Annotated in this window: 22 protein-coding genes; 13 read left to right on the plus strand and 9 right to left on the minus strand. The window is 74.9% G+C overall.

Annotated elements, in window-relative coordinates; translation table 11 throughout:
- Nucleotide 1: 1 nt before the first annotated feature.
- Nucleotides 2-706 (minus strand): succinate dehydrogenase, encoded by a 705-nt coding sequence (locus GR130_RS09830; protein ID WP_159504348.1) that lies wholly within the window; start codon nt 704-706, stop codon nt 2-4.
- Between the two features lie 95 nt (nt 707-801).
- Here GR130_RS09830 and GR130_RS09835 point away from each other — a divergent pair, with 95 nt between their 5' ends.
- Nucleotides 802-1,701 (plus strand): LysR family transcriptional regulator, encoded by a 900-nt coding sequence (locus tag GR130_RS09835; RefSeq protein WP_159504349.1) that lies wholly within the window; start codon nt 802-804, stop codon nt 1,699-1,701.
- 30 nt (nt 1,702-1,731) lie between these two features.
- On the opposite strand, the gene GR130_RS09840 is transcribed toward GR130_RS09835, so the two are convergent.
- Nucleotides 1,732-2,364: a TIGR03085 family metal-binding protein gene (locus GR130_RS09840; protein WP_159504350.1), complete on the minus strand. Its 633-nt coding sequence runs from the start codon at nt 2,362-2,364 to the stop codon at nt 1,732-1,734.
- Nucleotides 2,365-2,432: 68 nt separating this feature from the next.
- Complete coding sequence (locus GR130_RS09845; RefSeq protein ID WP_159504351.1) at nt 2,433-2,576, minus strand: hypothetical protein; 144 nt, start codon at nt 2,574-2,576, stop codon at nt 2,433-2,435.
- Between the two features lie 32 nt (nt 2,577-2,608).
- On the opposite strand from GR130_RS09845, the gene hisI reads away from it, so the two are divergent.
- From hisI to lgt, 11 genes are all read left to right on the plus strand, one after another.
- On the plus strand, nt 2,609-2,986 hold the full coding sequence (gene hisI / locus GR130_RS09850; RefSeq protein ID WP_159504352.1) for a phosphoribosyl-AMP cyclohydrolase: 378 nt from the start codon (nt 2,609-2,611) through the stop codon (nt 2,984-2,986).
- 11 nt (nt 2,987-2,997) lie between these two features.
- Nucleotides 2,998-4,533: an anthranilate synthase component I gene (locus GR130_RS09855; RefSeq protein WP_159504353.1), complete on the plus strand. Its 1,536-nt coding sequence runs from the start codon at nt 2,998-3,000 to the stop codon at nt 4,531-4,533.
- 55 nt (nt 4,534-4,588) lie between these two features.
- The gene (locus tag GR130_RS09860) at nt 4,589-5,260 is read left to right on the plus strand and encodes a TIGR02234 family membrane protein (protein WP_159504354.1); all 672 of its coding nucleotides are present in this window, start codon (nt 4,589-4,591) and stop codon (nt 5,258-5,260) included.
- 85 nt (nt 5,261-5,345) lie between these two features.
- Complete coding sequence (locus GR130_RS09865) at nt 5,346-5,585, plus strand: HGxxPAAW family protein (protein ID WP_159504355.1); 240 nt, start codon at nt 5,346-5,348, stop codon at nt 5,583-5,585.
- Between the two features lie 148 nt (nt 5,586-5,733).
- Nucleotides 5,734-6,174: a DUF2752 domain-containing protein gene (locus GR130_RS09870; RefSeq protein ID WP_236572963.1), complete on the plus strand. Its 441-nt coding sequence runs from the start codon at nt 5,734-5,736 to the stop codon at nt 6,172-6,174.
- A 175-nt stretch (nt 6,175-6,349) separates the two neighbouring features.
- Nucleotides 6,350-7,159, plus strand: a complete 810-nt coding sequence (trpC, locus tag GR130_RS09875; protein ID WP_159504356.1) for an indole-3-glycerol phosphate synthase TrpC — start codon at nt 6,350-6,352, stop codon at nt 7,157-7,159.
- Between the two features lie 32 nt (nt 7,160-7,191).
- Nucleotides 7,192-7,362, plus strand: coding sequence for a tryptophan biosynthesis modulator TrpM (trpM, locus tag GR130_RS39745; RefSeq protein WP_201304853.1), 171 nt, complete (start codon nt 7,192-7,194; stop codon nt 7,360-7,362).
- A gap of 104 nt (nt 7,363-7,466) precedes the next feature.
- A complete protein-coding gene (gene trpB / locus GR130_RS09880; RefSeq protein WP_159504357.1) occupies nt 7,467-8,747 on the plus strand; it encodes a tryptophan synthase subunit beta in 1,281 nt (426 codons plus the stop codon).
- Entirely contained in the window at nt 8,747-9,577 is an 831-nt protein-coding gene (gene trpA / locus GR130_RS09885) for a tryptophan synthase subunit alpha (RefSeq protein WP_159504358.1), read from the plus strand. The genes trpB and trpA overlap by 1 nt, the downstream gene beginning before the upstream one ends.
- 92 nt (nt 9,578-9,669) lie before the next feature.
- Nucleotides 9,670-10,464: a DsbA family protein gene (locus tag GR130_RS09890; protein WP_159504359.1), complete on the plus strand. Its 795-nt coding sequence runs from the start codon at nt 9,670-9,672 to the stop codon at nt 10,462-10,464.
- Nucleotides 10,465-10,571: 107 nt separating this feature from the next.
- Entirely contained in the window at nt 10,572-11,690 is a 1,119-nt protein-coding gene (gene lgt, locus GR130_RS09895) for a prolipoprotein diacylglyceryl transferase (RefSeq protein ID WP_159504360.1), read from the plus strand.
- Nucleotides 11,691-11,800: 110 nt separating this feature from the next.
- On the opposite strand, the gene GR130_RS09900 is transcribed toward lgt, so the two are convergent.
- The 6 genes from GR130_RS09900 to GR130_RS09925 are packed head-to-tail and all read right to left on the minus strand — an operon-like array spanning nt 11,801 to nt 19,082.
- Nucleotides 11,801-12,766 carry an HpcH/HpaI aldolase/citrate lyase family protein gene (locus GR130_RS09900; RefSeq protein ID WP_201304854.1) on the minus strand — a complete coding sequence of 322 codons (966 nt, stop codon included), beginning with the start codon at nt 12,764-12,766 and terminating at the stop codon, nt 11,801-11,803.
- Complete coding sequence (locus GR130_RS09905) at nt 12,763-14,013, minus strand: CaiB/BaiF CoA transferase family protein (RefSeq protein WP_159504361.1); 1,251 nt, start codon at nt 14,011-14,013, stop codon at nt 12,763-12,765. Before GR130_RS09905 ends, GR130_RS09900 begins: the two co-directional genes overlap by 4 nt.
- On the minus strand, nt 14,010-15,554 hold the full coding sequence (locus GR130_RS09910) for an ADP-ribosylglycohydrolase family protein (RefSeq protein WP_159504362.1): 1,545 nt from the start codon (nt 15,552-15,554) through the stop codon (nt 14,010-14,012). The genes GR130_RS09905 and GR130_RS09910 overlap by 4 nt, the downstream gene beginning before the upstream one ends.
- Entirely contained in the window at nt 15,551-16,843 is a 1,293-nt protein-coding gene (locus tag GR130_RS09915; protein ID WP_159504363.1) for an ADP-ribosylglycohydrolase family protein, read from the minus strand. The genes GR130_RS09910 and GR130_RS09915 overlap by 4 nt, the downstream gene beginning before the upstream one ends.
- Entirely contained in the window at nt 16,840-18,105 is a 1,266-nt protein-coding gene (locus GR130_RS09920; RefSeq protein WP_159504364.1) for an ADP-ribosylglycohydrolase family protein, read from the minus strand. The genes GR130_RS09915 and GR130_RS09920 overlap by 4 nt, the downstream gene beginning before the upstream one ends.
- Nucleotides 18,102-19,082 (minus strand): ADP-ribosylglycohydrolase family protein, encoded by a 981-nt coding sequence (locus tag GR130_RS09925; RefSeq protein WP_159509870.1) that lies wholly within the window; start codon nt 19,080-19,082, stop codon nt 18,102-18,104. The genes GR130_RS09920 and GR130_RS09925 overlap by 4 nt, the downstream gene beginning before the upstream one ends.
- A gap of 405 nt (nt 19,083-19,487) precedes the next feature.
- Between GR130_RS09925 and GR130_RS09930 the strand changes: the two genes are divergently transcribed.
- A complete protein-coding gene (locus GR130_RS09930) occupies nt 19,488-20,219 on the plus strand; it encodes a VIT1/CCC1 transporter family protein (protein ID WP_159509871.1) in 732 nt (243 codons plus the stop codon).
- Nucleotides 20,220-20,329: the final 110 nt, after the last annotated feature.

Genomic DNA, 20,329 nt, shown 5'->3' on the forward strand with positions numbered 1-20,329 from the left:
GTCAGCTCACTACTCCGGTCATCACGGAGACGGGGACGGCGATGAAGCCGGCGGTCAGGACGGCGGCGAGGACGTTCGCCAGGCCCTTGAGCAGCCGGTCGCGGCCGGGCCGGTTGGCGCCCAGGGTCTGCGCGGCGCTCCAGAAGCCGTGCCGGACGTGCAGGCCGAGCGCGAGCATCGCCACGATGTAGATCACGTCGCCGTACCAGGTGGAGAAGGTCGCCACGACGTTCTCGTACGGGTGGCCGGCCTCGGCGCGCGGGTTCACCGTCAGCGTCGTCAGGTCCAGGATGTGCCAGACGATGAACAGGCCGAGGATGACGCCTCCCCAGCGCATGGTGCGGGTGGCGTAGCTCGCGCGGCGGCGCTGGTGCGCATACTTGGCCGGGCGTGCGGCGATGTCCCGGCGGCTGAGCTGGTAGGCGGCCACCGCGTGCGTGACGACCGCGGCGACCAGCACCACCCGGGCGAGCCACAGGAACCACTCGTGGTGCAGGAAGGGCTCGCCGATGGTGCGCAGCCAGGCGGCGTAGGCGTTGAAGTCCGGGGGCCCGAAGAAGATCTTGAGGTTGCCCATCATGTGGACGACCAGATACAGCAGCATCACGATGCCGCTGACGGCCATCGCCGTCTTCTTGCCGACGGTCGAGCGCCACAGAACGCCCGTGAAGGACGGCCGTCGATCCGTCCTTGTGTCCAGTGCCATGGGTCCCGACGGTAGGGACGGTGCCGCCGATCAGTCCAAGACATGGTGCGGCTCATCTCGATAGGCGTGGCCTATCGTTGCTTTATATTCCCCTTATGCAGCTGCAGCAGCTCCGCTACTTCACCGCCGTGGCCGACACCCGCCACTTCACCCGCGCCGCCGAGCGCGAACACGTCGCCCAGCCCTCCCTGTCCCAGCAGATCCGGTCCCTGGAACGGGAGTTGGGCGCCGAGCTGTTCCACCGCGCGCGCGGCCACATCACCCTCACCGACGCCGGCGAGACCCTGCTGCCGCTGGCCCGCCGCATCCTCGCCGACACCGAGACCGCCCGCCGCGAGGTCCAGGAGGTCGCCCAGCTGCGCCGCGGCCGGCTCCGCCTCGGAGCCCCGCCCAGCCTCTGCGCCAGCCTCGTCCCCGATGTCCTGAGCGCCTTCCACGCCACCTACCCGGGCGTCGACCTGATCGTCACCGAGGACGGCTCCCAGGACCTCGTACGCGCGCTGGCCGACGGCGAGCTGGACCTGGCCCTGATCATCACGCCGCTGCCCGGGCAGGCCCCGGCGCTGGCCACCTCCGACCTGCTGCGCGAGGAGCTGGTGGTGGTCTCCGCCCCGGACCGCCCCGCCCCGGTGGGCGGCCGGCGCACCCGGATCCGCGTCGAGGACCTGCGCGGCCGGCCGCTGGCCATGTTCCGCCGCGGCTACGACCTGCGGGAATTCACCACCGCGGCCTGCCGGGCGGCTGGCTTCGAACCCACCTTCACCGTCGAGGGCGGCGAGATGGACGCGGTCCTCGGCTTCGTCCGCGCCGGCCTCGGCATCGCCGTCGTCCCCAGCATGGTCGCCGAACGCTCCGGGCTGCGCGTCACCCGCTTCGCCACCCCCGGCATGCACCGGGTGGTCTCCGTCGCGCACCGCGGCGACGTCTCCCCGCCGCGGGCCGCCCGCGAGCTGGAGCGCATCCTCATGAAGCACCTGGACCTGGGGACGTCCTGACACCGCCGGGCGGCGGGGCGGCGGGCGCGCTCAGACGCCCAGCCTCGCCTCCAGCACCCTGGCGACCGCGTCCTGGTCCCCGTCCAGCTCCACATGCGCCGCGTCCTGCCGCCCGAACGCGAACAGCGTCAGCTCGCCCGGCTCGCCGGTGACCGTCACCACCGGGGTGCCCCGGTGGGCCACCGCCGTCTGCCCGTCCGGCCGCCGCAGCACCAGCCCGACCGGCGCCTTCCGGCCCAGCACCCGCGCCGCCCGCTCCAGCCGCGCCCACAGCGCGTCCGAGAAGACCGGGTCCAGCTCGCGCGGCGCCCAGTCCGGCTGGGCGCGCCGTACGTCCTCGGCGTGCACATAGAACTCGACCGTGTTCGACGCCTCGTCGATCTGCTTGAGCGCGAACGGCGACATCCTCGGCGGCCCGGTCCTGATCAGCTGGATCAGCTCCTCGTACGGCTTCGCCGCGAACTCCGCCTGCACCCGCTCCAGCCGCGCCGCCAACGGCTTGACGAGGATCCCCGCGGACGCGTCGGCGCGCCGCTCGCGCACCACCACGTGCGCGGCCAGATCCCGCGCCGTCCAGTTCTCGCACAGCGTCGGGGCCTCGGGGCCCGCGCTCTCCAACAGGTCGGCCAGAAGGAGCCGTTCACGCTTCGCATGGGTCGACATACGGCCAGCCTACGACCGCCCGGCATCCCCTGCCACGGCGCGCCCCCGGCCGCCGCACCCGCCGGCCGTCAGCTCCGCAGCACCCATGTCACCACCAGCACGGCCGCCACCGCCGCCGCCGCGAACACCGCCACCAGCACCCGCACCGCGACCTTCGCGACACGGTCCGGGTCCGGCGGTGGCGGCGGCTCTGCCGGCGGCTGCTGATGCATAGCGGCAGCATGCCGCACGGCACAATGGACGCATGACCGGTTCTCCCACCTCGCCGCAGCTGGATCCCGCCATCGCCGCCCGCCTCAAGCGCGGCGCCGACGGCCTGGTCCCCGCGATCGCCCAGCAGTACGACACCGGCGAGGTGCTGATGCTCGGCTGGATGGACGACGAGGCGCTGCGCCGCACGCTCACCACCGGCCGCTGCACGTACTGGTCCCGCAGCCGCCAGGAGTACTGGGTCAAGGGCGACACCTCCGGGCACGTCCAGTACGTCAAGTCCGTGGCCCTGGACTGCGACGCCGACACCGTGCTGGTCAAGGTCGACCAGGTCGGCGCGGCCTGCCACACCGGCGACCGCACCTGCTTCGACGCCGACGTACTGGCGAGCGGGCCGGCCGGCGACCAGTAGGCTCCGCTCCCATGACCACGGGAACCACCGGCACCGCCAATCCGGACCTCGACACCTTCCGCACCCTCGCCAAGGACCGGCGGGTCATCCCCGTCACCCGGCGCCTGCTGGCGGACGGCGACACCCCGGTCGGGCTCTACCGCAAGCTCGCGGCCGAGCGCCCCGGCACCTTCCTCCTCGAATCCGCCGAGAACGGCCGTACGTGGTCGCGGTACTCGTTCATCGGCGTCCGCAGCGCCGCGACGCTGACCGCCCGCGACGGGCAGGCGCACTGGCTCGGCACCCCGCCGGTCGGCGTGCCCACCGGTGGTGACCCGCTCGCCGCGCTGCGCGCCACCGTCGAGGCCCTGCACACTCCCCACGACCTCATCGAGGGCGCGGGACTGCCCCCGTTCACCGGCGGCATGGTCGGCTACCTCGGCTACGACGTCGTGCGCCACCTGGAGCGGATCGGCGACTCCACCACCGACGACCTCCGGCTGCCCGAGCTGACCATGCTCCTCACCTCCGACCTCGCGGTCTTCGACCACTGGAGCGGCACGGTCCTGCTGATCGCCAACGCGATCAACCACAACGACCAGGAGACCGGCGTCGACGAGGCGTACGCGGACGCGGTGGCCCGCCTGGACACCATGGCCGACGACCTCGCCCGCCCCGCCCCCGCGAGCGCCGCCGCGCTGCCGCCGTCCGCGGTGCCCCCGTACAGCGGCAAGTGGGGCGCCGAGGCGTTCATGGCGGCCGTCGACGACGTCAAGGAGCGCATCCGGGCGGGCGAGGCGTTCCAGGTGGTGCCCTCCCAGCGGTTCGAAACCCCCTGCACGGCAAGCGCGTTGGACGTCTACCGGGTACTGCGCGCGACCAACCCCAGCCCGTACATGTACCTGTTCCGCTTCGAGGACGGCGACGGCGGCGCGTTCGACGTGGTCGGCTCCAGCCCGGAGGCGCTGGTGAAGGTCGAGGGCGGCCAGGCGATGGTGCACCCGATCGCAGGCACCCGCCCGCGCGGCGCGACCGTCCAGGAGGACCAGGCGCTGGCCGACGAGCTGATGGCCGACCCCAAGGAGCGCGCCGAGCACCTGATGCTGGTCGACCTCGGCCGCAACGACCTGGGCCGGGTCTGCGAGCCGGGCAGCGTCGAGGTCGTCGACTTCATGTCCGTCGAGCGCTACAGCCACGTCATGCACATCGTCTCGACGGTGACCGGGACGGTCGCCGAGGGCCGTACCGCCTTCGACGTGCTCACCGCCTGCTTCCCCGCCGGCACCCTCTCCGGCGCCCCCAAGCCGCGCGCGATGCAGATCATCGAGGAGCTGGAGCCGACCCGGCGCGGGCTCTACGGCGGCTGCGTCGGCTACCTCGACTTCGCCGGCGATTCCGACACCGCCATCGCGATCCGCACCGCCCTGCTGCGGGACGGCACCGCCTACGTCCAGGCCGGCGCCGGCATCGTCGCCGACTCCGACCCGGTCGCCGAGGACACCGAGTGCCGAAACAAGGCCGCGGCCGTGCTGCGCGCCGTGCACACCGCCAACCACCTGGGCACATGACCGGCCGCACCCCCGCGCGACGGGCCGCACCGGCCCGTAGGCGATAGTGGTACGCGTGAGTGCCGCACCCCAGTCCCGTACCGACACCGAGCCCGGCGGCGAGTCCGGCGCCGAGCCCGCGACCGCCCGGCCCGCGCGCAGTGCGATGCGCAGCCTCGCCCTCGCGCTGCTCCTCGGCGCCGCCGGCGCCGGCCTGGCACTGCTGGCCTCCGGCCGCACCTGGGCGCAGGGCAACGCGGTGCTGGCCCAGGGCGAGCTGCCGCGCACCGTGACCGGCGCCGATGTCACCGGCGTGCCCGGCGCGCTGGCCGTGGTCGGGCTGGCCGCGCTGGTCGCCGTCTTCGCGGTCCGCCGGACCGGCCGGATCGCGGTCGCCGCGCTGCTGGCGCTCAGCGGCCTGGGCGTCGCCGTCGCCGCGGCGCTCGGCAACTCCGACACCTCCGCGCTCCGCGAGAAGGCGTCCGACGCGGTCGGGATGACCGGTGCCGATGTGCATCACGTCACGCACACCGTCTGGCCGTGGGTCGGCGCCGGCGGCGGTCTCCTGCTGCTCCTCGCCGGCGTGCTGGCCCTGGTCTACGGGCGCTACTGGCCCGCGATGTCGGGCCGTTACGAGCGCACCCCCGGCGGCGCCCGCGGACCGCGGCGCGCCCCGGCGCCGCCGGACCTGGACCGCCCGGAGGAGATCTGGAAGTCCCTGGACCGCGGTGAGGACCCCACCCGGTAAAAGTGCTCCGCGCGCCATCGGTGACAATGGACGACGAGATTTCCGCGCCCGTACCCCGGCGCGACCGAGTAACGAGGAGCACTCAATGTCGAGCAGTGGCCACGGACACACCCCCGCCGCCTGGACCGGCGTCATCATCTCGTTCATCGGCTTCTGCGTCTCGGGAGCCTTCATCGTGATGGCGAACGTGCCCGGATTCTGGGCGGGCATCGTGCTGATCGGCGCCGGTGCCGTGGTGGGTGGCCTGATGCGCGCGGCCGGCCTCGGCCAGGAGCCCAAGCGCGCGGCGAAGCCGGTGGCCAAGGCGCAGCCGCAGGAGGGCTGAGTCCCCCGCTCGACACCCCCGGAACACCCCCGAAGGCGCCGCTTCCCGGCCCGTACGCCCGCCCACGGCGCACCGGCCGTCCGTGCCCGCCCCCCATATGGCGGCCGAGAAGCTGCGCCTTCGCGCATGCGGTAGCAGCATCGGCACCGTGAGCGATCCAGTGGTCCCGGCGCGGCCGGACGGATTCCGCGGCCCGCTGCGGCGTCTCGTCGCGCCGGTGGCCACGCTCGCAGCGCTCACCGCCGCCTTCGCCGGGGTCGGCGCCGTCGACCCCAACGAACCCGGCCACTACCCCGTCTGCCCGCTGCTGCACCTCACCGGCATCTACTGTCCGGCCTGCGGCGGCCTGCGCAGCGCCCACGCCGTCGCACACGGCGACCTCGCCGCGGCCCTGGGGGACAACGCCCTCGCGGTGGCCGGCTACGCCGCCTTCGCGCTCTTCTGGCCGGTCTGGTTCACCCGCGCCGCACGCGGACGCCGGACGGCCGGGCCGCGCCCGCGCCCCGGCCACTGGTGGGCGCTGGGCGGGCTGCTGCTGGCCTTCACCGCGGTCCGCAACCTCCCCTTCGGCGCCGGGCTGCACCCGTGAACCGCACACCGCGACAAATCCCCGCGAATCCTGGAGATGTCCAGGTAGTGGGACCGCGCTCCACCGGATGCGGGACCTGCGCCCCGCGGCGGATACCATCGGAGAACCAGCTGGGGCAGTGGTTGAGTCCCGCAGGTCACTGTCCCCTCCACCGTTCAAGAAGGAGGCCGCTCGCGTGAGCGTGCTCGATGAGATCATCGACGGAGTCCGCGCCGACCTCGCAGAGCGGCAGGCGCGCGTCAGCCTCGACGAGCTCAAGGAGCGGGCCCGCAAGGCGCGCCCGGCGAAGGACGGTGTCGCCGCCCTCAAGGGCGAGAGCGTCACGGTGATCTGCGAGGTCAAGCGGTCCAGCCCGTCCAAGGGCGCGCTCGCCGCGATCGCCGACCCCGCGGGCCTGGCCGCCGACTACGAAGCGGGCGGCGCCGCCGTCATCTCCGTACTCACCGAGCAGCGCCGCTTCGGGGGCTCGCTGGCCGACCTGGAGGCGGTCCGCGCCAAGGTCGACATCCCCGTCCTGCGCAAGGACTTCATCGTCACCGCCTACCAGCTGTGGGAGGCCCGTGCCTACGGTGCCGACCTGGCGCTGCTGATCGTCGCCGCGCTGGAGCAGGAGGCGCTGGTCTCGCTCATCGAGCGGGCCGAGTCGATCGGGCTGACGCCGCTGGTCGAGGCGCACGACGAGGAGGAGGTCGCCCGCGCGGTGGACGCCGGCGCCCGGATCATCGGGGTCAACGCCCGCGACCTCAAGACCCTTGAGGTCGACCGGAACACCTTCGCCCGGGTCGCCCCCGAGATCCCCGACCACATCGTCAAGGTCGCCGAGTCCGGGGTGCGCGGCCCGCACGACCTGATCGCGTACGCCAACGAGGGCGCCGACGCCGTGCTGGTGGGCGAGTCGCTGGTCACCGGCAAGGACCCCAGGACCGCGGTCGCCGACCTGGTCGCGGCGGGCTCCCACCCGGCGATCCGGCACGGCCGGGACTGACCGGCCGGACCGAGGAGACAGGGACCACCGACATGACCGCCGTCCGCCGCCGCCCCGAGGCCAAGTTCTCGGCGCTGCCCTCGTGGCACCGCGGCTGCCGGGCCCCCGCACGCCGGGTCCGCGGACGGCGGGTGCGGTACCACATCGGCTCCGAACCGGGCCAGATCAACGGGACGCGATGGCGCCCGGGGACCGCGCGCTGACGCGTCCGTCCCCGTAAGGGCGACGCGCCAGCGCGCAGCACCCGCCATGTCATCCCGATATACCGGACCTCCGGGGCGGTAGGCCCCGGTCGAGGAGTGCTCAGATGTCCTCCGGCAGTTCCCGTTTCTTCCTTCCCGACCCGGAAGGCCATGTGCCCAGCGCCGAGGGCTACTTCGGCGCCTTCGGCGGCAAGTTCATCCCCGAGGCGCTGGTCGCCGCGGTCGACGAGGTCGCCGCCGAGTACGAAAAGGCCAAGTCCGACCCGGCGTTCGCCGCCGAGCTCGACGAGCTGATGGTCAACTACACCGGGCGCCCCAGCGCGCTCACCGAGGTGCCGCGGTTCGCCGAACACGCCGGCGGGGCCCGGGTGTTCCTCAAGCGCGAGGACCTCAACCACACCGGCTCGCACAAGATCAACAACGTGCTGGGCCAGGCGCTGCTCACCAAGCGGATGGGCAAGACCCGGGTCATCGCCGAGACCGGCGCCGGCCAGCACGGCGTCGCCACCGCCACCGCCTGCGCCCTCTTCGGCCTCGAATGCACCATCTACATGGGCGAGATCGACACCAGGCGGCAGGCCCTGAACGTCGCCCGGATGCGGATGCTCGGCGCCGAGGTCGTCTCCGTGACGTCCGGCAGCCGCACCCTCAAGGACGCCATCAACGAGGCGTTCCGCGACTGGGTCGCCAACGTCGACCGCACCCACTACCTCTTCGGCACGGTCGCCGGCCCGCACCCCTTCCCGGCCCTGGTCCGCGACTTCCACCGGGTCATCGGCGTCGAGGCCCGCCGCCAGATCCTGGAGCGCGCCGGCCGGCTGCCGGACGTCGCCCTGGCCTGCGTCGGCGGCGGCTCCAACGCCATCGGCCTGTTCCACGCCTTCCTGCCCGACACCGGCGTCCGGCTGATCGGCTGCGAGCCCGGCGGCCACGGCATCGAGACCGGCGAGCACGCCGCCACCCTCACCGAGGGCACCCCCGGCATCCTGCACGGCTCGCGCTCCTACGTCCTCCAGGACGAGGACGGGCAGATCACCGAGCCGTACTCGATCTCCGCCGGCCTGGACTACCCGGGCATCGGCCCCGAGCACGCCTACCTCAAGGACACCGGCCGCGCCGAGTACCGCGCGGTCACCGACGACGCGGCGATGCAGGCACTGCGGCTGCTGTCGCGGACCGAGGGCATCATCCCGGCCATCGAGAGCGCCCACGCGCTGGCCGGTGCCCTGGAGGTCGGCCGCGAACTGGGGCCCGACGGGCTGCTGCTGGTGAACCTCTCCGGCCGCGGCGACAAGGACATGGACACCGCCGCCCGCTACTTCGGGCTGTACGACAACGCAGACCAGGCTGCCGAGACGGCGCGGAACGGCGAGGGGGAGAAGTGATGGCGGGCAACATCGAACTGCTGACGTCCGTGCTGGCCCAGGCCCGCAAGGAGGACCGGGCGGCGCTGGTCGGCTACCTCCCGGCCGGTTTCCCCACCGTCGACGGCGGTGTCCGGGCGATGACCGAGATGCTCGACGGCGGCTGCGACATCGTCGAGGTCGGCCTCCCGCACAGCGACCCGGTCCTGGACGGCCCGGTCATCCAGACCGCCGACGACATCGCCCTGCGCGGCGGCGTCAAGATCGTCGACGTGATCCGCACGGTCCGCGAGGTGCACGCCGCCACCGGCGCGCCGGTGCTCTGCATGACGTACTGGAACCCGGTCGACCGCTACGGCGTCGAGCGGTTCGCCGCCGATCTCGCCGAGGCGGGCGGCGCCGGCTGCATCCTGCCGGACCTGCCGGTCGAGGAGTCCGAGGCGTGGCGGAAGGCCGCCGAGCAGCACGGGCTGGCCACCGTCTTCGTGGTCGCCCCGAGCAGCCGGGACGAGCGGCTCGCCAAGATCACCGCGGCCGGCAGCGGCTTCGTCTACGCCGCCTCCCTCATGGGCGTCACCGGCACCCGCGAGTCCGTCGGCCGCGAGGCCGAGGACCTGGTGGCCCGCACCCGCGCCACCCCTGGTGCCCGTCGCGGACTCCCCGTCTGCGTGGGGCTCGGCGTCTCCAACGCCCAACAGGCCGCCGAGGTGGCCCGGTTCGCGGACGGGGTGATCGTCGGCTCCGCATTCGTCAAGTGCCTGCTGGCCGCGGAGGGCGACCTCGACGCCGGGCTCACGGCGGTCCGCACCCTGGCGGGACAGCTGGGCGAGGGCGTCCGCCGGAACGGCTAGGAGCGGCCCGCACGAGGGGGTGGATCCCCCGATAGGGCGAACATCGCGGCGGAGGGGTGCGGCAGCGCCCCTCCGCTTCGTTGTCCAGGGGCGTGAGCCAGAACCATGACAAAACGAGCAGTGCCCGCGAGCGGCTGCAGGCCCAGCGTGCCCAGGAGAAGACCCGCACCCGGCGGATCCGCCAGGCGATCGTCGGCGGATCGGTGGTGGCGGTGCTGGCGGTCGCCGGCGGTATCGCGGTCTGGGTGTCCTCCGGCGGCGGGTCCGGCAGCGTCGCGGACAGCGAGATCGTGCTCCCCAAGCAGGCCAGCGACGGCGACAAACCCGCCATCCCCGTAGGCCAGGCCAAGGCCCGCTCCACCCTCGTCGTCTGGGAGGATTTCCGCTGCCCGGCCTGCCAGCAGTTCGAGACCGGCTTCCGCCCGGTGATCCACGAGCTGGAGGACTCCGGCCAGCTCAGGACCGAGTACCACCTCGCCACCCTCATCGACGGCAACACCGGCGGCAAGGGCTCGCTGACCGCCGCCAACGCCGCCCTCTGCGCCCAGGACGCGGCCAGGTTCCGCGACTTCCACGACGTCCTCTACTCCCACCAACCGCCGGAGCAGGAAGACCGGTTCAGCGACAAGAAGTACCTGATCCAGCTGGCCGGCAAGGTCCAGGGCCTGGTCACCCCCCGGTTCACCAAGTGCGTCGACGACGGCACGTACAACGGCTTCGTGCGGAAGTCCCACGCCGCCTTCACCGAGGCCGGCTTCCACGGCACCCCGACCGTCCTGCTCAACGGCAAGGACCTCGCCAACGAGAAGAACGGCCAGGTCACCCCCGCGCACCTGAAGCAGATGGTGCTGGACGCGAACAAGGGCAAGCAGTCGGGCAAGAGCTAGCCGCCCGGGGCGGTGTGTACGGGCCGCCGGCGCGCCGGGGACGTTACGCAGCCGTTGCCGGGCAGGTTGTCGTCAACCCTGCCCGGCGCGGTAGCGTCGACCCTGCCATGGACCTCGCATTCATTCCCAGCCCGTCGACCGGTGTCGTCCATCTCGGCCCGATCCCGCTGCGCGGCTACGCGTTCTGCATCATCATCGGCGTGTTCGTCGGCGTCTGGCTCGGCAACAAGCGCTGGGTGCAGCGCGGTGGCCGCTCCGGCACCGTCGCCGACATCGCCGTATGGGCGGTGCCCTTCGGACTGGTGGGCGGCCGTCTCTACCACGTCATCACGACCTACGAGCCGTACTTCGGCAAGAACGGCCACCCCCTCGACGCCTTCAAGGTGTGGCAGGGCGGCCTCGGCATCTGGGGCGCCGTCGCCCTCGGCGCGGTCGGCGCCTGGATCGGCTGCCGCCGCCGCGGCATCCCGCTGCCCGCCTACGCCGACGCGCTGGCGCCGGGCCTCGCCCTGGGCCAGGCGATCGGCCGCTGGGGCAACTGGTTCAACCAGGAGCTGTACGGCAAGCCGACCGACGTCCCGTGGGCGCTGAAGATCAGCTCCGACCCGGCCATCGGGCGCATCGGCGGCACCTACCACCCGACGTTCCTCTACGAGTGCCTGTGGTGCATCGGCGTCGCGGCGCTGGTGATCTGGGCGGACAAGCGCTTCCGGCTCGGCCACGGCCGCGCCTTCGCGCTCTACGTCGCCGCCTACTGCGTGGGCCGCGCCTGGATCGAGTACCTGCGCGTCGACGAGGCGCACCACATCCTGGGCCTGCGGCTGAACGACTGGACCTCGGGGATCGTCTTCCTGCTCGCCGTGGCGTACATGGTGATCTCGGCGAAGAAGGCCCCGGGCCGCGAAGAGGTCGTCGAGCCGGGCGCGCAGCTCGCGGAGGGCGAAGAAGGCACGGGCGGTGCGGCAGGCGCGGCACGCGAGGAGGCCGCCGCGGGCGAGGGGTCCGCGGCCACCGGTCCGGCGGAGCGCGCCGAGGACGCCAAGGATGCCAAGGGCGCCGACGTCGATGCCCAGGACGCCAAGGGCGCCGACGACGCCGGGCCCGGGACGGGTGCTGCGGGGGCGAAGGACGGTGCCGCGGACGGTACGGCCGGGGGCGGCAAGGAAGCGGCGGAGGACTCCGGCAAGCATGCCGGGAGCGGCAGCAGCGGTACCGGGAAGCCCTGACCAGGCGTCCTGACGAGAAGCTCCGAGCAGGCGTCCTGACGGGTGTTCCGACGTCAGGACCTCTCATCAGGTCAGGGCCGCGGGCCGGTCACAGCGCCGGGCGGACTCGTTCACACCGGGTCGGCCCGGCGCTTCGCCGTTCGCCCGGCCAGTGCCAGCACCCGCCGCGCGCCCGCCACCACGGCCGGGTCCACGAACCGGCCGTCGGTGAGCGCCAGCGCCCCGGGCCGTGCCGCGGCGGCCCGCACGATCTCCGCCGCCGCCTCGGTCTCCTCCGCCGTGGGACGGTAGGCCGCCTCGATGACGGGCAGCTGGCGGGGGTGGATCGCGGCCCGGCCCAGGAACCCCAGCGCCCGGCCCCGTGCGCAGGAGCGCGCCAGCCCGTCGAGATCGCGGACGTCCGGATGCACCGACTGCGGTGGTGGCGCCAGACCCGCCGCGCGGGCCGCGACCACCACCCGGCCGCGCGGCCAGGCCAGCCCGGCCTCGTCCCGCAGCCCCAGTTCGGCGCGGAGATCGGCCTCGCCGAGCGCGATCCCGCGCACCGCCGGATGCGCGGTGGCGATGGTGTAGGCGTGCTCCACACCGAGCGCGGATTCGAGCAGGGCGTACAGCGCGGGGATGCGCGCCGGTGCGGTGGCCGGCGGGGCGGCGGTGGCGGTGGTGCCGGGCGGGGCGGCCCGCCCGGACGCCGCGGCGGCAGGCTCCGCGGACCGCACCGGATCCGTCGCCCAGGCCGCCGCCCGCAGCACGTCCGCCGGACCGTGCACCTTGGGCAGCCGCAGCCCGGCCAGCCCCGGCAGCGCGGCCAGGATGCGGATCTCGGCCGCGGCGCGCGGGCCGTCCAGCGCGTTGACCCGGACGTGCACCGGGGCCGGCCCGGGCGCGGGGTCGCTCAGCAGCTCGGCCGTGGCGCCCAGCGCGTAGTCCTTGCGGTCCGGAGCGACCGCGTCCTCCAGGTCGACGACGACCGCGCCGGCTCCGCAGCCGAGCGCCCGGGCGACCAGGTCCGGGCGGTCACCGGGCGCGTACAGCCAGGTCAGGGGAGGGACGCCGGGGTCCGGCCGCGGCCTCACAGCGCGCCGGCCGCACGCAGCTCGGCGATCTCCGGGGCGGTCATGCCGAGGCCGGTCAGCACCTCGTCGGTGTCCGCGCCGTGCGGGCGGCCCGCCCAGCGGATGGCGCCCGGCGTCTCGGAGAGCCGGAAGAGGACGTTCTGCATCCGCACCGAGCCCAGTTCGTCGTCCGGGATCTCGGTGAGCGTGCCGAGCGCCCGGTACTGCGGGTCCGCCAGCACATCGCGGATGTCGTAGACGGGCGCGACGGCCGCCTCCGCCTCCTCGAAGGCGGCCAGCACCTCGGCCCGGTCGTGCCGGGCGATCCAGCCGCCGACCGCGGCGTCCAGCTCGTCGGCGTGCCGGGCCCGCCCGGCGCCGGTCGCGAACCAGGGCTCGGCGGTGAGTTCGGGCCGGCCGACCAGCCGCAGCACCCGCTCGGCGACGGACTGGGCGGAGGTGGAGACCGCGACCCAGGAGCCGTCGGCGGTGCGGTAGGTGTTGCGCGGCGCGTTGTTGGCGGAGCGGTTGCCGGTGCGCGGCTGGACGTGGCCTAGCTGGTCGTACCAGAGGGGCTGCGGGCCGAGGACGGTCAGCATCGGCTCGATGATCGCCAGGTCGACGACCTGGCCGCGGCCGGTGGCGTCCCGCCCGCGCAGCGCGGCCATCACGGCGTACGACGTGGTCAGCGCGGCGATCGCGTCGGCCAGGCCGAACGGCGGCAGGGTCGGCGGGCCGTCCGGTTCGCCGGTGAGCGCGGCGAATCCGCTCATCGCCTCGGCGAGCGTGCCGAATCCGGGGCGGTGGGCGTACGGCCCGAACTGGCCGAAGCCGGTGACCCGGGCGAGCACCAGCCGCGGGTTGGCGGCGGACAGCTCCGCCCATCCCAGGCCCCACTTCTCCAGCGTGCCGGGGCGGAAGTTCTCGATGACGACATCCGCGCCGGCGGCGAGCCGGAGCAGCACGTCGCGCCCGCCGGGCCTCGACAGGTCGAGCGTCATGGCGCGCTTGTTGCGGCCGAGCAGCTTCCACCACAGTCCGACGCCGTCCTTGGCGGGGCCGTGGCCGCGCGACGGGTCGGGCCGGCGCGGATGCTCGATCTTGATCACCTCGGCGCCGAAGTCCCCGAGCAGGGTGGCGGCGAGCGGACCGGCGAACAGGGTGGCCAGGTCGAGCACCCGCAGCCCGGCCAGGGGGCCGGCGGTCGGCACGGCGGCGGTGGCCGGGGCGGGCCCGGACGCGCCGCCGGCGAGGAACGGGTCGGTCATGGTGCGGGGGCCTTCGGTCGGTGGGCGGGACGGGGGGAGTGCGGGTGCGCGGGGCCGCGGGAGTGCCGCGGGGCGCGGTGGCGTACTGCGAGTGCGGCGGTGCGGCGCGCGAGGGTGTCGAAGCCGACGCCGTCCAGCCCGCCGACGGTGGTGGTGAGCCGGTTGCGCAGCGGCGCGGTCCAGCGGGCGGGCAGCGTGGCGGGGGAGCCGGCGAGCAGTCCGGCGAGCGAACCGGCGGTGGCGCCGTTCGAGTCGGTGTCCCAACCGCCGGACACCGCACGGCAGATGGAGCCGGTGAAGTCCCCGTCGGCATGGGTGAGCGCGGCGGCCAGCAGTGCCGCGTTCGGCACCGCGTGCACCCAGTGGTGGTGCCCGTAGGCGTCGTGCAGCCGGTCCACCACGGCCGCGAACCCGGCGGCGGTGCCGGTCGGTTCGTCGTGCGCCGCCGCGATGCCGTGGCGCACCGCCCCGGCGAGCCGGGACCGCGGGGGGATCACCGCGAGTCCGGCCCGCAGCGCACCGTGCACGTCGTCGCCGCCGCCCGCCGCGGCCAGCGCGGCGGCCACGAACATCGCGTCGTACACCCCGTTCGCGGTGTGGCTGAGCGTGGCGTCCCGCCAGACCTGGGCGGCGGCGCCCGCCGGGTCGCCCGGCCGCGTCCAGCCGTGCACGTCCGCCCGGATGCGGGCGCCGATCCACTCCCGGAACGGGTTGCGGTGGCGGGCGGTCGCGGGTGGCTCGACGCCGTCCAGCAGGTTGCGGTACGCGACGCGCTCCGCGGTGAAGGTACGGCCCGCGGGCAGTTCGTCCAGCCACAGCCGCGCGAGGTCGGCGGTGCGGAATCCGGGGCCGTGGCGTTCGAGGAGGAGCAGGCCGAGCAGCGGGTGGTCGAGGTCGTCGTCCTCGGGCATGCCGTCGAGGGTCTCGGCGAGCGAGGTGGCCCGGCTGCGGCGGTTCCACGGGTACCGGGCGGCCACCGCCGGATCCAGCCCCTTGCCGGTGAACCACGAGTCCAGCGGCCAGTTCCCGGTCGACCGGGCGATCTCCCGGATGCCGGTGAGCGGCAGCTTCTCGACGGGCTTGCCGAGCAGGCAGCCCGCGGCCCGGCCGAGCCAGGCGGCTTCCAGACGGTCCGTCAGTTCCGGAAGCTCGGTAAGTTCTGGAGGGTCCTGAGGGTCCGGAGGGTCCTGAGTCAACTCGTCTTCAAGGAAGGGAAGTTGGGGGCAGAGCGCCGCGATCGCGTCCCGGTCGGTCGGTTCGTCGGCGGCCGACGGGCAGGGCAGCAGCGCGAGTTCGTCGAGCAGCCGGCCGGCGAGGGCGCGCAGCGCGGGGTCCGCCGGGCCGGGGGAGGCGCCCGCCCGCGCGGGGGCCGGTCCGCCGCCCGCCGCCCGCCACCGGCGCGCGATCCCGGCCGCGTCCCGCCCGTCCTCGGCCGCCTGCCGCAGCTCGTGCCCGACCAGGTCCTCGGGCTGTACCCAGGTGACCCGGAGCCCCGGCCCGGACCCGGGCGGGCGGGCCGCGCCCGCGCCGCCGTCCTTCACCGCCCGCTCACCTCCGCCCGCGTCGCGCGGGCCGAGATCGCGCCGAACGCCTGCTCGTGCCGGAGGTTGCGGGCCTGGTCGCGGGCGAAGACCTCGCGGGCGACGGCGGCCAGCGCGGTCGCCGGCGCGTGCAGATCGAGCCGGCTGGCGCGGGCGACCTCGCCGCTCCACTCGTCCGGTACCGCGGACGCGCCGGCCAGCGCGCCGGCCAGCGCCCCGCTCATCGTGGCGATCGAGTCGCAGTCGCGGCCGTAGTTGACCGAGCCGAGGACGGTGGCGCGGAAGTCGCCGTCGGCGACCAGCAACATGCCCAGCGCGATGGGGAGTTCCTCGACGGCGTGCAGCCGGGAGGGGCGGCGGGCACCCAGCGAGGGGTTGCGGTAGTCCGGGCCGACCGTGTCGAACGGCGCGACCGCCGCCCGCAGCGGCACCAGCGCCGACTCGTAGTCGGTGTGCGGCGCGGCGACGTCGCAGACCGCCTCGATCGCCGCGCGGGTACCGTCCTTCGCCAGCCGCAGCGCATGCCCGACGACCGAGGCGGGAGTGGCGTCCGGCAGGAACGCGGCGGCCACCGAGGCGGCGAAGACGCCCGCCGCCTCCCGCCCGTAGGAGGACTGGTGGGCACCGGAGAGGTCGATCGCCTCGGCGTAGGCCCGGTCGGGGTTGCCGGCGTTGACGATCCCGACCGGCGCCATGTACATCGCCGCACCGCAGTTGACGATGTTGCCGACGCCGGCCTCCCGCGGATCGGCGTGCCCGTAGTGCAGCCGCGCCACGATCCACTTCTCGGCGAGGAAGATCCGCTGCAACGGCAGCGCCTCGGCTTCCAGTTCGGGGATCCAGCGGGGGACGCTGATCAGGTCCGGGACGAGGTGGTCGGCGACGTCGTAGGCGTCGAGGTGGTCGCGCACCGTCTCGTAGACGCGGACCAGCGCATGGGTCATCAGGGTGTCGTCGGTGACGTGGCCGTCGCCCTTGTGGTACGGCGCGATCGGCCGGGCGGTGCGCCAGTCCTCGTGGAACGGCCCGACGATGCCCTCGACCCGGCCGCCGTGCCGGGCCACGATCTGCTCCGGCGTCCAGCCCTCCACCGGTCCGCCCAGCGCGTCGCCGACCGCGGCCCCGACCAGGGCGCCGGTCGCCCGGTCCTCCAGGGGCGCGGCCTCGGGCCGGTCGTCCGCGGCCCGCGGCCCCGGGGGCTCCGGGGGGCCCGGCGCGGCGGCCGGGGCCGCGGGCTCCCGGGCGGGTGCCGGGGCCGTGGCGGGCGTGGTCTCCGTCGTATCCGTCATGTGCGGGTGAGTCCTTCCACGGTGGGGGTGGGCGGTGCGGCCGGGTGGGGGTCCGGGACGGGTGCCGGTACCGGTTCCGGTGCGGCATGTGCGGCATGTGCGGCATGTGCGGCGAGCCGGCCGGCCAGCGCCACCAGGTCCGTCCCGGCCAGCCGCGGCAGCGCGCAGCCGGCGAGCACCCGGCAGGAGTCGCGCCAGGCGCGGGGGAGGGCGCCGGCGCCGCCGAGCGCCCCGGTCAGTGCCCCGGTCAGCGCGGGCGCGGAGTCGGCGACCCGGGAGAGGCAGGCGGCGGCCGGTACCGCCTCGGTGATCCGCCCGTCCGCCGCCAGGACGAGCGCCAGCGCCACGGGGACGGTGTCGGCGGCGGCGACGCCGTAGCTGTATACGTGGTCGACGATCTCGTGCTCCAGCGCGGGCACCAGCGCGAACGCCGCACCGGGGCGGCCGGGCCGCCCGTCGGCGAGCCGCGCGAGCCGGACCGCGTGCCGGGCGGCCCGGCCGATCTCGGTCTCCTCCGGCAGCTGGCCGAGCGCCGCGGCGACGCAGCCGGCCGCCGGTACCCCGCCCAGCGCGGCGGCGGCCGCGGCGGCCAGCGCCCGCGCGCCGTGCACCCCGTCGCCGTCCTGGGTGTGCCGCGCGTCGTACTCGGCCAGCGCGGCCGCGGCGGCCGGCGCGCCGGGGTGGACGGCGGCCAGCACGGCGGCCCGGACGCAGGCCGCGTCGTCGAAGAAGTGCGGGTTGTCGTGCCCGGCCGCGGGCGGTCGCAGGCCGGCGGCGAGGTTGGCCAGCCCGGCGCGTACCGAGATCCGGGCGCGCAGCGGGGGCGTCCCGCCGGCCGCCTCCGCCGGCCCCGCCGCCGTCTCTTCCGCCAGCGTGTGCCAGGCGCGGTCGAGGGCGGCCCGGACCCGGCGGGCCCACCCGGGGCCGCCGCCCGCGGCGAGTACCGACTCCGCGGTGAACGCGGCCCATTCGGCGTCGTCGGACGGGCCCAGCAGCAGCGGCGCGGGCCGCTGGTTGAGCGCGAACGGCACCGGGAGCGCGGTGCTCGCGGTCCGCTCGGCGACGTCGTCCAGCTCGCGGGCCAGCCGCCGGGTCCAGGCCGGCAGCAGGGCCGCCCGGTGCCGCGCCGCGGGCCACCCGGCGGCGTCCCCGGCGGCCAGGCCGAGCAGCAGGCCCTCGACGCGCGAGCGGGTGGGCTCCGCGCCGCCGGTGTGGGACCCGGCACCCGGCCCCGGAACCCGGGCCGCGCCGACGCCCGTCATCCGGCGCTCACCGCGGCCCCGGTGAGCGCCGTGGCCCCGCCCGCCGCCACCAGCAACTCCGCGACGTCCAGCACGTGGTACCCCGCCACCGACGGCAGGCAGCTGCCGCGCGCCGGGCCGATCGCGGCGGCCCAGGCGGCGGGGATCGCCGCGGCCCCGCGCAGCGCCCCCGCCAGCGCGCCGGCGACCGCCCCGGTGGTGTCCGCGTCGCGCCCCATGTTGACCGCGGTCAGCACCGATCCGGCGGGATCGCCGCCGGCCGCGGCGAACGCGCCGAACGCCAGCCCGACGGCCTCGGGCGCCAGATCCGCCCAGGGGTACCCGTCGACCACCACGGCGTTCCGCACCGCGTCCTCGGCGGCGCGCCCCGCGGCCCCGGCCCGGCGGGCCGCCGCCACCGCCCGCCGCAGCGACCGCCCCGTCCAGGAGTCCTCCGGTACGGCGGCGAGCGCGGCGGCGAGCACGGAGTCGGGGGAGTCGGCCGTCATCGCGGCGGCGACCCCGGCGGCCACCGCCCGCCCGCCGTGGATGCCCTCGCCGGTGTGGCTGACCGCGCCGTCCACGGCGGCCAGCCGGGCGGCCTCGGAGGGCCGGCCGGCCGCGAACACCCCGAACGGCGCGGCCCGCATCGCCAGTCCGTCGCTCCAGGCGTGCCGGTGCTGGGCGGAGCGCGGTGCGGCCAGGCCGCGGCGCAGGTTCTCCAGGGTGCCGCGTTCGCTGAAGCCGGCGCCGCGGAACGGCCCTTCGTCGCGGTCGGCCAGGCACCGGCGCCAGGCGGCCTCGACCTGCGCGGTGGTCAGCGCCGCACCGTGCGCGGCGAGCAGCAGGCCGGAGAAGACGGCGTACTCGGTGTCGTCGGTGCCGGCCGGGTCGTCCGTGACGAACCCCTCGATCCGCCCCCAGCGGCACTGGATCTGATGGGGTGTCAGGTTCTCGGCGGGGGCGCCCAGCGCGTCCCCGACGGCCAGTCCCAGCATCGCTCCACGCGCCCGGTCCGGTACGTTTCCGCCCACGCTGCCCGCCCTTCGGTCGTACGGCTCGGATGCGCGGCCCGGGACGACGCGGACCGCTGCCCCGTATCCGTGCCACGCGGCGGCCCGGCTCTCCTGCCCCGCGCGGCAGGGTCACCCGGTCGACCTCCCCCGGCCCCCGTGTGCGGTCGCCGCTCCGCCGGGCGAAACGGCCCGCGAGAGTCCCCGAAAACGCCGTGTGACCCGGATCTCAGGCCAGAGCTTGTCGCAAAACCGCAGGTCAGGCGGGTAAGTACGGCCTTCCTTGCTAGCGGCGGAAGGCAATTCGCGCATAACTTCGAGGTGTTGAAGGGGAAAGTGCCGCCATCGGCCCACACCTCGCTGAAGGGAGCAGGTCCCGACATGTCCGTCATGGAGATCATGGATGCCGCCGCGCCGACGCATGTGGCGCACCGCGACAATCACACCCACCGCGATGTGAACGGCGGCTGGCTGCGCCCCGCCGTCTTCGGTGCGATGGACGGCCTGGTGTCCAATCTCGCGCTGATGACCGGTGTCGCCGGCGGCGCGGTCTCGCAGCAGACGATCATCATCACCGGCCTCGCGGGGCTGGCGGCCGGTGCGTTCTCGATGGCCGCGGGGGAGTACACCTCGGTCGCCTCCCAGCGCGAGCTGGTGATGGCCGAGCTGGACGTCGAGCGGACCCAGCTGAGCAAGCACCCGAAGGACGAGCAGGCGGAGCTGGCGGCGCTCTACGAGTCCCGCGGGGTGGAGCCGGAACTCGCCCGGCAGGTCGCCGAGCAGCTGTCCCGCGACCCCGAGCAGGCGCTGGAGATCCACGCCCGCGAGGAATTGGGCATCGACCCGTCGGACCTTCCTTCTCCGGCCGTCGCCGCCGTTTCCTCCTTCGGATCCTTTGCGCTCGGCGCTCTTCTTCCTCTCCTTCCCTATCTTTTGGGAGCCTCCTCCCTCTGGCTCGCGGTGCTGCTGGCGCTGGTCGGACTGTTCGGCTGCGGTGCCGTCGTGGCGCGGGTGACGGCCCGCTCGTGGTGGTTCAGCGGACTGCGCCAACTGGCTCTGGGCGGCGCCGCGGCGGGCGTGACCTACGGCCTGGGAGCACTGTTCGGCACGGTCGTGAGCTGAGGCCCCGGAACGGGGAAGGGTTGACGTCCCCTACGGGTGACCGCATCATTACCGCGTTACTCAGCGGTTTCGGTTCGTTGACAGCCGGGCATAAGGCTCTGGCGTCGCGG

Origin of the sequence: Streptomyces sp. GS7, assembly GCF_009834125.1 — a bacterium.
Taxonomy (GTDB): domain Bacteria; phylum Actinomycetota; class Actinomycetes; order Streptomycetales; family Streptomycetaceae; genus Streptomyces.